General features: G+C 69.2%; 12 protein-coding genes. 7 read left to right on the forward strand and 5 right to left on the reverse strand.

Going from position 1 to position 12051, the window contains the following annotated elements; all coding sequences use genetic code 11:
- Nucleotides 1-11: 11 nt before the first annotated feature.
- The 7 genes from WHX56_RS02285 to WHX56_RS02315 all read left to right on the forward strand — a co-directional run bounded on the left by WHX56_RS02285 (nt 12) and on the right by WHX56_RS02315 (nt 7245).
- The gene (locus WHX56_RS02285) at nt 12-1592 is read left to right on the forward strand and encodes an ABC transporter substrate-binding protein (protein WP_338880191.1); all 1581 of its coding nucleotides are present in this window, start codon (nt 12-14) and stop codon (nt 1590-1592) included.
- 5 nt (nt 1593-1597) lie between these two features.
- The gene (locus WHX56_RS02290) at nt 1598-2608 is read left to right on the forward strand and encodes an ABC transporter permease (protein ID WP_287755891.1); all 1011 of its coding nucleotides are present in this window, start codon (nt 1598-1600) and stop codon (nt 2606-2608) included.
- A 5-nt stretch (nt 2609-2613) separates the two neighbouring features.
- Entirely contained in the window at nt 2614-3513 is a 900-nt protein-coding gene (gene nikC / locus WHX56_RS02295) for a nickel transporter permease (protein WP_129243974.1), read from the forward strand.
- Nucleotides 3514-3517: 4 nt separating this feature from the next.
- Entirely contained in the window at nt 3518-4543 is a 1026-nt protein-coding gene (locus WHX56_RS02300; protein ID WP_338880192.1) for an ABC transporter ATP-binding protein, read from the forward strand.
- Entirely contained in the window at nt 4533-5483 is a 951-nt protein-coding gene (locus WHX56_RS02305) for an ABC transporter ATP-binding protein (RefSeq protein ID WP_338880193.1), read from the forward strand. Before WHX56_RS02300 ends, WHX56_RS02305 begins: the two co-directional genes overlap by 11 nt.
- Before the next feature lie 61 nt (nt 5484-5544).
- Nucleotides 5545-6447 (forward strand): LysR family transcriptional regulator, encoded by a 903-nt coding sequence (locus WHX56_RS02310; RefSeq protein ID WP_338880194.1) that lies wholly within the window; start codon nt 5545-5547, stop codon nt 6445-6447.
- 90 nt (nt 6448-6537) lie between these two features.
- Nucleotides 6538-7245: a FadR/GntR family transcriptional regulator gene (locus tag WHX56_RS02315; protein WP_338880195.1), complete on the forward strand. Its 708-nt coding sequence runs from the start codon at nt 6538-6540 to the stop codon at nt 7243-7245.
- Here WHX56_RS02315 and otnK read toward each other — a convergent pair.
- The 5 genes from otnK to WHX56_RS02340 all read right to left on the reverse strand — a co-directional run bounded on the left by otnK (nt 7242) and on the right by WHX56_RS02340 (nt 11941).
- Nucleotides 7242-8501: a 3-oxo-tetronate kinase gene (gene otnK, locus WHX56_RS02320; protein WP_338880196.1), complete on the reverse strand. Its 1260-nt coding sequence runs from the start codon at nt 8499-8501 to the stop codon at nt 7242-7244. The genes WHX56_RS02315 and otnK overlap by 4 nt on opposite strands.
- The gene (ltnD, locus tag WHX56_RS02325) at nt 8498-9406 is read right to left on the reverse strand and encodes an L-threonate dehydrogenase (RefSeq protein WP_338880197.1); all 909 of its coding nucleotides are present in this window, start codon (nt 9404-9406) and stop codon (nt 8498-8500) included. Before ltnD ends, otnK begins: the two co-directional genes overlap by 4 nt.
- A gap of 43 nt (nt 9407-9449) precedes the next feature.
- Nucleotides 9450-10424 carry a D-erythronate dehydrogenase gene (gene denD, locus WHX56_RS02330; protein WP_129243994.1) on the reverse strand — a complete coding sequence of 325 codons (975 nt, stop codon included), beginning with the start codon at nt 10422-10424 and terminating at the stop codon, nt 9450-9452.
- A 10-nt stretch (nt 10425-10434) separates the two neighbouring features.
- Nucleotides 10435-11220: a 2-oxo-tetronate isomerase gene (gene otnI, locus WHX56_RS02335; RefSeq protein ID WP_338880198.1), complete on the reverse strand. Its 786-nt coding sequence runs from the start codon at nt 11218-11220 to the stop codon at nt 10435-10437.
- An 82-nt stretch (nt 11221-11302) separates the two neighbouring features.
- A complete protein-coding gene (locus WHX56_RS02340; RefSeq protein WP_287753621.1) occupies nt 11303-11941 on the reverse strand; it encodes an aldolase in 639 nt (212 codons plus the stop codon).
- Between the last annotated feature and the right edge of the window lie 110 nt (nt 11942-12051).

A 12051-nucleotide genomic window follows, 5' to 3' on the forward strand; every position in this document is an offset into this window, starting at 1 on the left:
GGGAAACACCAATGCGGCAACGCCTGAGCAACTTCCTTCTGGCAACGGCCATCGCCTGCGCCCCAGCGGCCTCGCATGCGTTCGAGACCTCGAACGGCAAGCGCATCCTCGTGATCGGCGGACAGCAGGCGGTGTCCGTCATGGATCCGGCGCAGAAGTACGACTTGTCCATACGCACCATCCAGCAGGCGACCTATGACGCGCTGCTGAAATACGAGGGCGATCCGCCCGAACTCAAGCCCTGGCTCGCCACGTCGTGGTCGGCGAATCCGGACGCCACCGAATGGACCTTCAAGCTGGATCCGCGCGCCCGCTTCCAGAACGGCGATCCGGTGGACGCCGCCGCCGTGAAGGCCTCGTTCGAGCGCACGCTCAAGCTGAACAAGGGCCCCGCCTGGATGTACGCCGACTTCCTGAAGGCCGAGAACATCCTGGTCGACGATCCGCAGACCATCCGTTTCAAGCTGACGCGCCCCTACGCCGCGTTCCTCGGGCTGATGCCGTGGTGGTACATCGTCAACGTGAAGGAAGCGATGGCGCACGAGCAGAACGGCGACTACGGCCAGCAATGGCTGACCGAGCACACCGCCGGGTCGGGCCCGTTCCGCGTCAAGCGCGTGGAACCCAATTCCCTGTACGAACTGGAAACCTGGAACGACTACTGGAAGGGCTGGCCCCAGCCCGAAAAGGCGCGGCTGGGCGGCATCATCTACCGCGTCATCACCGAGAACTCCAGCCGCCGCGCGGCGCTGGCCCGCGGCGAGATCGACATCGCCGGCAGCCTGTCGCCCGAAGACATCGACCAGCTCGCGGCCGTCAAGGGCGTGAAGATCGGCCGCAAGCCCGGCATGGGCGGATTCGGCCTGAAGTTCAATACCCAGGGCAAGTACATGTCGGACCTGAACCTGCGCCGCGCGCTGGCCTATGCGTTCGACTATGAATCGCTGCTGAAGATCTACAACGGCAAGGCGCGCCTGATGGACAGCCCGTTCTCGCCGTCGGTGCAAGGCCACATCGCGGTGCCGGACATGCCGCGCCGCGACATGGACCGCGCGCGCGGCTACCTGGCCAAGTCGAAGTGGCCGCAGGGCGGCATCGAACTGGAATACGTGTACGTGCAGGGGCTGGAAGAAGAACGCCAGATGGGCCTGCTGCTGATCGACAACCTGAAGCCGCTGAACATCACGGTCCGCATGGTGCCGCTGACCTGGCCGAACATGGTGGCGCGCGGCGCCAAGGTGGAGACCTCGCCCGACATTTTCGCGTCGTTCACCTCGGTGATGTCGATCGACCCCGACTCCGTGGCCTACATGTACCACAAGGGATCCTGGGGGCAGTACTACGCCACGCACTTTCTCGACGACCCCGAGCTCTTCTCGCTGATCGAACGCGCGCGCACTCTGTCCGCCTGGTCCGATCGCCAGCCGCTGTATGAAGACATCCAGCGCCGCATCGTGGCCGACCAGCCCGAGATATTCGGCATGATCCGCGACCGCACCACGGCCTCGCGCGACTATGTCCAGGGCCTGCTGGACTCGCCCATCCGCATGGCCAGCGAGTTCGACCTGTACCCGCTGTACATCGGCCGCTAGCCCCCATGCTGCGCTTCATCCTGAAACGCTCGGCCTTCATGCTGGCGATGCTGGCCGGCCTGCTGGCCATCACGTTCACGATCTCGCACGTCGCGCCGGGCGACCCCGCCCGCCTGGCGGCCGGCCCCAACGCCACCGAGGCGATGGTGGAGACCATCCGCGCCGAGTACGGCATGGACCGGCCCGTCCTGGCGCAGTTCTTCACGTACCTGGGCGGCGTGGTCCACGGGGACCTGGGGCGCTCCATCACCACCACGCGCCCGGTGTTCCAGGACCTGCTGCGCTACTTCCCGGCCACGCTGGAACTGGTGTGCTTCTCCATCCTGCTGTCCATCGTGGGCGGCGTGGCCCTGGGCACGGTGGCCGCCGCCACGCAGAACCGCTGGCCGGACCACCTCATCCGCCTGCTGTCCACCTCCGGCGTGGCCTTCCCGATGTTTTCGCTGGGACTGCTGTTGAAGTATCTGTTCGCGCAGCACCTGGAATGGCTTCCGCTGGGAGGAAGGCTGGACATGCTGGCCATTCCGCCGGACACGATCACGGGCTTCTACACGATAGACAGCCTGCTGCACGGCGACTACGAGACCTTCGCCTCGGCCCTGGGCTACATGATCCTGCCCGCCTTGGCGCTGGCGTTCCCGGCGCTGGCGTCCATCATCCGCGTGAACCGCGCCGAGATGCTGGAAGTGCTGCGCCAGGACTACATCGTGGCCGCTCGCGCGCATGGCGTCGCGCCGTGGCGCGTGATCGCCAAGTACGCCTTGCGCAACGCCATGCTGCCCACCCTGGCCATGATCGGCCTGCGCTTCGGTTGGATGCTGGGCGGCACGGTGCTGATCGAGTCGGTGTTCGACTGGCCGGGCATCGGGCTGTATGCGGTGCAGGCCACGATGAATTCCGACTTCCAGCCCATCATGGGCGTCACGCTGGTCCTGGGCGCAAGCTTCATGCTGATCAACTTCGTCATCGACATCGTCTACGGCGCGCTGGATCCTCGCGTCCGCCACCAGGGCTGAGCCTCATGTCCACCACCGCCCTTTCGTCTTCCCCGCCGCCCGCCCGCCACGGGCTCGCGCGGCAACTGCGGCTGTATGCCGCCACTTTCGCGCGGAACAAGTCCGCGATGCTGGGCCTGGCCATCGTCGCCGCCTTCCTGCTGGTGGCGCTGTTCGCGCCCTGGCTGGCGCCCTATCCGGAGGATGCCGCCGGCTCCGTCAAGCTGGCGCAGAAACTGCTGCCGCCCAGCTCCGCCCATTGGTTCGGCACCGACGAGATGGGCAACGACATCCTGTCGCGCGTGATCCTGGGCGCGCGCACCTCCTTGCAGATCGGCCTGACCATCACCTGCATCGCCGCGCTGATCGGCGTGCCCCTGGGCGTCATCGCGGGCTATTTCGGCGGCCGGGTGCAGGAACTGATCATGCGCGTGACCGACATCTTCCTGTCGGTGCCGGGGCTGGTGCTGGCGATCGCCATCGTGGGCGCGCTGGGGCCGGGCATCCTGAACGCCATGATCGCGCTGTCGCTGGTGTGGTGGCCGGGCTATGTGCGCCTGGTGCAGGCCAAGACGCTGTCGCTCAAGGGCGAGGTCTACATCGACGCCGCCCGCATGATGGGCGCGGGGCCGCTGCGCATCGTGTTCGTGCACATTCTGCCCAACTGCGTGTCGCCCATCGTGATCAAGGCGTCCATGGACATGGGCATGGCCATCCTCAGCGCGGCCAGCCTGGGCTTCCTGGGCCTGGGCGCCCAGCCGCCCTCGCCCGAATGGGGCGCCATGATTTCCGTGGGCCGCAACTACCTGCCGCAGTGGTGGTGGTATTCGGCCTTTCCCGGGCTGGCCATCTATCTGACGGTGCTGGGATTCAACCTGATCGGCGACGGGCTGCGCGACGTGCTCGATCCCAAGCAAAGGAGCTGATGCAATGACGGCTCCCCTGCTCGAATTCGACGATTTCCGCCTGCACTTCGATACGTTCGACGGCTGCTACCAGGCGCTGGACGGCGTCACGCTCAGCATCGCCGCGGGCGAAAGCCTGGGCATCGTGGGCGAGACCGGCTGCGGCAAATCGGTCACCGCCAAAAGTGTGCTGGGCCTGGTTCCCAGTCCGCCCGCGCGCGTGGCGGGCGGCGACCTGCGCTATCGCGGCCGCAGCCTGCTGGGCCTGGACGAGGCCGCCATGCGCCGGATCCGCGGCGTGGAGATCGCGATGATCTTCCAGGATCCGATGACCTACCTGAACCCGCTGTTCACGATCGGGGACCAGATGTCGGCGGTGATCGCCGCGCACGACGCGGGCAAGCCGCGCGCGCAGCGCCGCTCCGCCAGCCAGCGCCGGCGCCTCGCCGCCGACATGCTGGCGCGCGTGCACCTGCCCAATCCCGATATCCAGCTAACCCGCTATCCGCACCAGTTGTCCGGCGGACAGCGCCAGCGTGTGCTGATCGCCATGGCGCTGTCGGGTTCGCCATCCCTGCTGATCGCCGACGAACCCACCACCGCGCTGGACGTCACCATCCAGGCCCAGATCCTGGACCTGCTGGACGAGCTGCGACGCGACCTGGGGCTGGCCATCCTGTTGATCTCGCACGATCTCGGCGTCATCTCGCGGGTGTGCGACCGCGTCGCCGTGATGTACGCCGGCACCGTGGTGGAAACCGCTCCCGTCGAAAGCCTGTTCGACGACCCCCGGCATCCGTATACGCGCGGGCTGCTGGCATCCGTGCCGCATCCCCGCAAGCCGGCGCAGATGCTGGCCGGCATTCCCGGCACCGTGCCCAACCTGTTGCACCCGCCCGCCGGCTGCCGCTTCCAGGCGCGCTGTCCCTCGGCCGTGCCCGCCTGTAGCCAGCAGCGGCCGGCCACGGTGTCCCTTGCCCCCCGCCATGACGCCGCCTGCCTGCTGCTGGCCCAGCGCCATGTCCACGAGCCCGACCCCCATGCTGCTTGAACTGCGCTCCGTTTCCCGAGAATTCCGCATGAACGACGGCCGCATCCTGCATGCGGTCAGCGACGTGAGCCTGGGCATCGAACCCGGCCAGGCGCTGGGGCTGGTGGGCGAGTCCGGCTGCGGCAAGTCCACCCTGGGCCGCCTGTGCGCGCGGGCGCTGGACCCCACGCGCGGCAGCGTCCATTTCGACGGCCGCGACGTCACCCGGCTCAGCCCCCGGGACCTGCGCGCGCTGCGCCGTTCGGTGCAGTTCATCTTCCAGGATCCGCATTCCGCGCTCAACCCGCGCATGACCATTCTGCGCAGCGTGTCCGAACCGCTGATCCTGCATACCGACCTGCGCGGCGCCCGCCTGCGCGCGCAGGCGGCGGAACTCATGGAAATGGTCGGCCTGCCCGCGCAATTCCTGAGCCGCTATCCGCACGAACTGTCCGGCGGACAGAAGCAGCGCGTCTGCATTGCGCGCGCCATCGCGCTCAAGCCCAGGCTGCTGGTGCTGGACGAGCCCACGTCCGCGCTCGACGTATCCGTGCAGGCGCAGATCCTGACCTTCCTGAAGGAACTGCAATCGCGCTTCAACCTGTCCTACCTCTTCATTTCGCACAACCTGGCCGTGATACGGGCCCTGTGCCCGCGCGTGGCCGTCATGTACCTGGGCCGCATCGTCGAACAGGGCCCCACCGAAGAGGTGTTCGTCGCGCCCCGCCATCCCTACGCGGAAGCGCTGATCGACGCCATCCCGGTTCCCGAAGGGCGCCAGCCGGCGCGGCGGATCACGCTGCAGGGCGATATCCCTTCGCCCATCGACCTGCCCCGGGGCTGCGCGTTCGCGTCGCGCTGCGGCCGGGCCATCGCGGGCCGCTGCGACGCCGCGCAGCCGGGCCTCTATTCCACGGGCGCGGCGCACGACGCGCGCTGCCATTTGTACGCGCCGGCCTGAAGAACGCTGCGCGGGCAGGGCGCAAGATGGTAAAAATGCACGCTGATACGAGTCGCCCGGCATGACTGCTCTCCTGGACAAATTCGCCAACCAGCTCGACTGGAACCTGTTGCGCACCTTCATGGTGATCGTGCAGGAGCGCAGCATCACGCTGGCGGCGCACCGCCTGTCGGTGACCCAGCCTTCCGTCAGCGCCGCCCTGCGCCGCCTGGAGGAACGCCTGGAGCGGCGGCTGATCGAGCGCGGCGGCGCCGCCGCCTTCCAGCCCACCGCCGCGGGCGAAGTGCTGTACCGCCATTGCGCCGACATCTACGGCATCGTCACCGCGCTGCCGAAGGCGCTGGATGCCGCGCACGGCGTCGTCCAGGGCATCGTCACGCTGCACATCAGCGGCCACATCCACTGGCCGGAACTGCCCGCGCTGATCGCCGGCTACCGCCAGGACTATCCGCTGGTCCGGTTCCGCGTCAAGCGCGGCACCTGCGGCGACATCCTCAGCCAGTTGGCCCAGAAGAACGCCACGCTGGGCGTGGTGTCGGCCAGGGATGCGCGGCCGGTGCTCGTGCAGCGCAAGCTGTTCGACCAGGAAATGGGCCATTACGCCGGCGCCGCCCTGCCCCCGGCCAATCCCGCCGCCGCGCCGGTGATCGGCTTCGAGGACGAACAGGCGGGGTCGCCGCTGGCCGCGCTGTCCGTGCACCGCATCCGCGCCGGCCTGGAAGGCCCCACGGTGGCCGAGGCGCCGGACTGCGAATCGCTCGCCGCGCTGGTGCGCGCCGGCGCGGGCATCGGCGCGCTGCCCCGGCGCTATGCCGCGCAGGACGCCGGCATGACGGAATTGCCGCTGCCTCCGATCGTCCTGCCGGTATACCTGGCCCGCCATGAACAGGCCGGCCTGGGCCCGGCCGACCAGCGCTTTCTGCAATATCTGGAAAACCACGGCGGCCTGCCCCGGCAGCCCTGAAGCGCGGCGCATTCGCCCAGCCGCGGCGCGGGCCTACCGGTTATCATCGACGCTGGCTCCGCCCACGGCTGCATCCGGCCCTTCCCATCCATGGCGTTTCCCCGACTCCCCGCCCCGCCCACGCGGACCGATACGGTCGCCAAGCGCCTGCGCGCCGAAATCGACGAAGGCCGCGTGCCGCCCGGCGCCAAGCTGCCGACCGAAAGCGCGCTGGCGGAACAGTTCGGCGTCAGCCGCACCGTCATCCGCGAAGCCGTCTCCCGGCTGCGCCAGGACGGCGTGGTCGAGGCCCGGCAGGGCAGCGGCGTCTATGTCACCGCGCCCGACGGCAACCGCGCCCTGCGCATCGACGCGGCCGAGCTGTCGTCGCTGGACGCCGTGCTGCACATCGTGGACCTGCGCCGCGCGCTGGAAACCGAGATCGCCGCGCAGGCGGCCGCGGTGCGCAAGAAGCAGGACATGGCCGATATCGACGCGGCGCTGGCCGCCATTTCACAGGCGGTCGAGAACGGCGGCGACGGCGTGAAGGAAGACGTCGCCTTCCACCGCAGCATCGCGCGCGCCACCGGCAACCCCTATTTCATGACGACGCTGACCTTCGTCAGCCAGTTCCTGGAAGCCGCCACGCGCGTGACGCGCGGCAACGAGGCGCGCCACGCGAACCTGATGCGCGACGTGCTGCAAGAGCACATCGCCATCGTCGAGGCCATCCGCAAGAAGGACGTGGACGGTGCTCGCGTAGCGGCCCGCATCCACATGGTGAACGCGGCCAAGCGCTTGAAGCAGGCGCATCGCTAGGCGGCGCCGAACGCCTTGATGAAGAAATCCCGTGTTCCGAAGTTTCCCGACTTCAGTGCGATGCTGATGTCGCCGCGCGCCGCCGGCGCGTAGCCCGCGCACCAGGGCACGCCCGGGTCGATCTGCTCGCCGATGGCGATCTGCTCCACTCCCAGCGCCTGCACGACGGCGCCCGAGGTCTCGCCGCCCGCCACGATCAACTGACGCACGCCGCGTTCGACCAGCCCGACCGAGATGCGCGCGATGGCGGCTTCGACCAGGGATCCGGCGCGCTCGGCGCCCAGCGCGCCCTGGGCCTGCTTCACCCGGTCGGGCTGCGCGGTGGAATAGATCAGCACCGGCCCGTCCCGCAGGCGCGGTTCGGCCCAGGCCAGGGCCTGGCCCGCGACGTCGTCGCCCGCCGCCAGGCGCAGCGGATCCAGCGCCAGGGCCGGCCGCCCGCTTTCGATGAAGGCCGCCACCTGCCCGTTGGTGGCCGCGGAGCAACTGCCCGCCACCACGGCCTGCAAGCCGGGCACACGCGCCGGCGAGGCGGCGCCGGCGGACGATAGCTCCCAATTCGCGGGCAGGCCGATGGCCACGCCCGAGCCCGCCGTCACCAGCGGCATGCCCCGCAAGGCCGGCCCCAGGGCCAGCAGATCCTCGTTCGACACCGCATCCACGATGGCGATCTCCACGCCCTCCGACGCCAGCTCCCGCATGCGCGCGCGGATCGCGTCGCTGCCGCGCGCGACGACGCCGTAGTCGATCAGGCCCACCTTGCGCGAGGTCTGCGCGGACAGCACCCGGACCAGGTTCGGGTCGGTCATCGGCGTCAGCGGATGATGTTGCATGCCGGATTCGTTCAGCAGCACGTCGCCCGCGAACAGATAGCCCTTGAACACCGTGCGCTTATTGTCCGGAAACGCCGGGGTGGCGATGGTGAAGTCCGTTCCCAGCCGCGCCATGAGCGCGTCGGTGACGGGGCCGATGTTGCCTTGCGGCGTGCTGTCGAAGGTGGAGCAATACTTGAAGTAGATCTGCTCGGCGCCCTGCGCCCGCAACCACTCCAGCGCCGCCAGCGACTGCGCCACGGCCTGCCCGGCGGGCAGAGTGCGGGTCTTCAGCGCCACGACCACGGCGTCCGCGCCGCCGCGCGGCGGCGTCCCGGGCACCCCGATAGTCTGCACCGCGCGCATGCCGGCGCGCACCAGATTGTTGGCCAGGTCGGTCGCGCCCGTGAAATCGTCGGCGATGCAGCCCAGTTTGATGCTCATTTCGGCTCCGGCAGGGAAATCCCCGGAAAGATCTTGATCACGGCGCTGTCATCTTCACGGCCGTGTCCGGCCGCGGACGCCTGCATGAACATCTGGTGCGCGGTCGACGCCAGGGGCAAGGGGAATCTGGCGTGCCGGGCGGTATCCAGCACCAGCCCCAGGTCCTTCACGAAAATATCCACCGCCGACAGCGGCGTGTAGTCGCCCGCCAGCACATGGGGCATGCGGTTCTCGAACATCCAGCTATTGCCCGCGCTGTGGGTGATCACTTCGTACAGGGCGTCGGCGTCCACGCCTTCGCGCAGGCCCAGCGCCATGGCCTCGGCCGCCGCCGCGATGTGCACGCCCGCCAGCAACTGGTTGATGATCTTGACCTTGCTGCCCGCCCCCGCCCGGTCGCCCAGGCGGTACACCTTGCCGGCCATCGATTCCAGCACTCCGTCGCAGGCCTCGTACGCGGCCGGGCGGCCGGCGGTCATCATGGTCATCTCGCCGGAGGCGGCGCGCGCGGCGCCGCCGGAGATCGGCGCGTCCAGGTACAGAATGCCCTGCTCCTGGAGCCGCGCTTCCTGTGCGATGGACCAATTGGGATCCACGGTGGAGCACATCACGAACACGGAACCCGGACGCATGGCGGCGGCGATGCCGCCCTCGCCGTACAGCACCGCCTCGGTCTGCTGGGCGTTGACGACCACGCTGATGACGATGCCGCAGGCGGCCGCCATGTCGGCCAGCGAAGCGCAGGCCGCCCCGCCCTCGGCCGCGAAGGCCGCGGCGGCGCCGGGCCTGATGTCGTAGGCGTGCACCTCGTGGCCCGCCCGGCGCAGGCTTTGCGCGATGCCGGCGCCCATGGCGCCCAGGCCGATCACGCCGACGCGGCGCGGGGAGGTTTGCGGATTGCTCATAGTGTCATCGTCCCGAAAATCCATGGGGCAGGATGCCGCGCGCTCAGCGGGGCAGGTCGTCGGCCATGTAGGCCCGGATGATCTCGGCGAAGTCCCGGTCTCCCTTCAGGCCCAGCCTGGCGGCCCGCGCGGTGTCCCAGCGGCCCGGCCAACTGCCGACGATGCGCTCGACCCGTTCGTCCGCCTGCCAGGTAATGCGGTCGGCGGCCTCGTCGCCCGCCACCTCGCGCAGCGCCTGCGCCATCTCGGCCACCGTGACGGACACCCCCGGCAGATTGATCGGCACGCGGTCGGCCACGGCTTCCGCCGGCAGTTCGCAGCCGGCGATCAAGGCTTGAATGGCGGCGCGCGGCGACAGCAGCCACAGGCGCGTGCCGGCGCCGACGGGGCACACTGCGGCTTCGCCGTTCAGCGGCTCGCGGATGATGCCGCTGGCGAAAGACGAAGCCGCCGCGTTCGGACGGCCGGGCCGCACGCTGATGGTGGGCAGGCGCAGCGCGCGGCCGTCGACGAAGCCGCGCCGCGTGTAGTCCGCCAGCAGCAGTTCGGCGATCGCCTTCTGCGTGCCGTAGGACGACTGGGGATTGAGCGCGGTGTCGTCGCGCACCGTCTCGGGCAATGCGCCGCCGTACACCGCCACCGAACTGGTGAAGATCACGCGCGGCTTGTGGCCCAGCTTGCGGCAGGTCTCCAGCAGCGCCCGCGACGCGTCCAGGTTGATGCGCATGCCCAGGTCGAAATCCGCTTCGGCCTGCCCGCTGACGATGGCGGCCAGGTGGAAGATCGCGCGGGTGTCGGCGCCGATGGCCTGTTGCAGCACGGCCGGGTCGGCGATGTCGCCCACCAGCGTACGCACGCGCGGGTCCGTCAGGCCGTCGGCATGGACGACGTCCAGCAGGTCGATCCGCGTAATGGCTTGCGGCGCGCCGCCATCCAGCGCCAGGGAACCCAGTTCCAGCAGCTTTCGGGCCAGCCGCCGGCCCAGGAATCCGGCGCCGCCCGTGATCAGGATCTTCATGATGGGATGCTCAGTGGTTGGCAAGATAGGGGCGGGCCCAGCCCAGGCCCGCGGACGTGCCGGCCCTGGGCCGGTATTCGCAGCCGATCCAGCCCGCATAGCCCAGCGCGTCGATGCGCTCGAACAGGTAGGGATAGTTCAGTTCGCCCAGGTCCGGCTCGTGCCGGTCGGGCACGCCGGCGATCTGGATGTGGCCGATGCCGGCCATGTCGCGTTGCAGCTTCACCGCGATATCGCCCTCCACGATCTGGCAGTGATAGATGTCGAACTGCACTTTCAGGTTGTCCGCGCCCACCTCGGCGCAGATGGCCTGGGCGTCGTCCTGGCGATTCAGGAAGAAACCGGGGATGTCGCGCGTGTTGATGGGTTCGATCACCACGGTGACGCCGGCCGAGGCCGCCGCGCGCGCCGCCCGCGCCAGGTTGCGCAGATACGTGTCGCGGTGCGCCGCGCGGTCCTGGCCGGGCCGGATCAGTCCCGCCATCACGTGGAGCCTGCGGTTGCCGAGCGCGGCGGCGTATTCCAGGGCCTGGTCCATCCCGCGTTCGAACTCGCTTTCGCGGCCCGGCAACGAGGCGATGCCGCGCTCGCCGGCGGCCCAATCCCCCGGCGGCGCGTTGAACAGGGCCTGCGCCATGCCGGTTTCCGCCAGCCGCGACTGAAGGTCGGCGGCCGGGAATTCGTACGGAAACAGGAATTCCACGCCGGAGAATCCATCCTTCGCGGCCGCCTCGAAGCGGTCCAGGAAGGGATGTTCGGTGTACATCATGGTCAAGTTGGCGGCCAGGCGCGGCATTGCGGTTCCTTGTGGACAAACGGCACCCGCCGCCGGAACGCCTTTGCACAGGCGCGCGGCTTGTCGGGCGTGTTGCGGCGGATCAGTAGCGCGCACCGAAGGTGGCGCGCAGTTCTTCAATGGCCTCGGCGCTCAGCGGTTCCGGACGGGGATCGCTCATCAGCCACAGCCGCGCGGTTTCCTCCAGTTCTTCCAGGGCGTACGAGGCATGCGACACGGAGCGCTCCCACACCACCGGCCCCAGCCGCTCGAAGAGCGCGCCACGCACCTGCGCGGCCACGGCGGCCACCTCGGCAGCGGCCTGCCCGTCGCCGGGGCGGCGATAGCCGATCAGCGGGATCCGCCCCACCTTCATGACCTGATACGGGGTGATGGGAGGCAGCACTTCGTCGGGCCGCCACACGCCGGCCAGCGTCAGCGCCACCAGATGGGTGGAATGCGTATGGACCACGCCGCGCGACTCGGGACTGGCCCGATAGATGCCCTGGTGCAGCACCAGGGTCTTGGACGGCTTGGCGCCCGACACCCAGTTGCCGGCCAGATCGACCTTGGCCAATTCGGCGGGATCCAGGCGGCCCAGGCAGGCGTCGGTGGGAGTGATCAGCCAGCCGTCGTCCAGCCGGGCGCTGATGTTGCCGGCCGCGCCGACGGTGTAGCCGCGGCTGTACAGGCTGGCGCCGACGATGCAGATTTCTTCGCGGATGCGGGATTCGTCAGTCATGGGGCGCCCCCGGGGCGGCAGGGGCGGACAGGCGGGAAAGACGGTTTGAGGGCCAGCATGATGACGGGTCTCGTCGCTTGAGTTATCGGGTCATCATACAAATTTCGAAG

Source organism: Achromobacter veterisilvae (genome assembly GCF_037619525.1).
GTDB lineage: Bacteria > Pseudomonadota > Gammaproteobacteria > Burkholderiales > Burkholderiaceae_B > Achromobacter > Achromobacter veterisilvae.

Coding starts and splice junctions, on each gene's coding strand:
- WHX56_RS02285 (WP_338880191.1), top strand. CDS start 12: ATGCGGCAACGCCTGAGCAACTTCCTTCTGGCAACGGCCATCGCCTGC.
- WHX56_RS02290 (WP_287755891.1), top strand. CDS start 1,598: ATGCTGCGCTTCATCCTGAAACGCTCGGCCTTCATGCTGGCGATGCTG.
- nikC (WP_129243974.1), top strand. CDS start 2,614: ATGTCCACCACCGCCCTTTCGTCTTCCCCGCCGCCCGCCCGCCACGGG.
- WHX56_RS02300 (WP_338880192.1), top strand. CDS start 3,518: ATGACGGCTCCCCTGCTCGAATTCGACGATTTCCGCCTGCACTTCGAT.
- WHX56_RS02305 (WP_338880193.1), top strand. CDS start 4,533: ATGCTGCTTGAACTGCGCTCCGTTTCCCGAGAATTCCGCATGAACGAC.
- WHX56_RS02310 (WP_338880194.1), top strand. CDS start 5,545: ATGACTGCTCTCCTGGACAAATTCGCCAACCAGCTCGACTGGAACCTG.
- WHX56_RS02315 (WP_338880195.1), top strand. CDS start 6,538: ATGGCGTTTCCCCGACTCCCCGCCCCGCCCACGCGGACCGATACGGTC.
- otnK (WP_338880196.1), bottom strand. CDS start 8,501: ATGAGCATCAAACTGGGCTGCATCGCCGACGATTTCACGGGCGCGACC.
- ltnD (WP_338880197.1), bottom strand. CDS start 9,406: ATGAGCAATCCGCAAACCTCCCCGCGCCGCGTCGGCGTGATCGGCCTG.
- denD (WP_129243994.1), bottom strand. CDS start 10,424: ATGAAGATCCTGATCACGGGCGGCGCCGGATTCCTGGGCCGGCGGCTG.
- otnI (WP_338880198.1), bottom strand. CDS start 11,220: ATGCCGCGCCTGGCCGCCAACTTGACCATGATGTACACCGAACATCCC.
- WHX56_RS02340 (WP_287753621.1), bottom strand. CDS start 11,941: ATGACTGACGAATCCCGCATCCGCGAAGAAATCTGCATCGTCGGCGCC.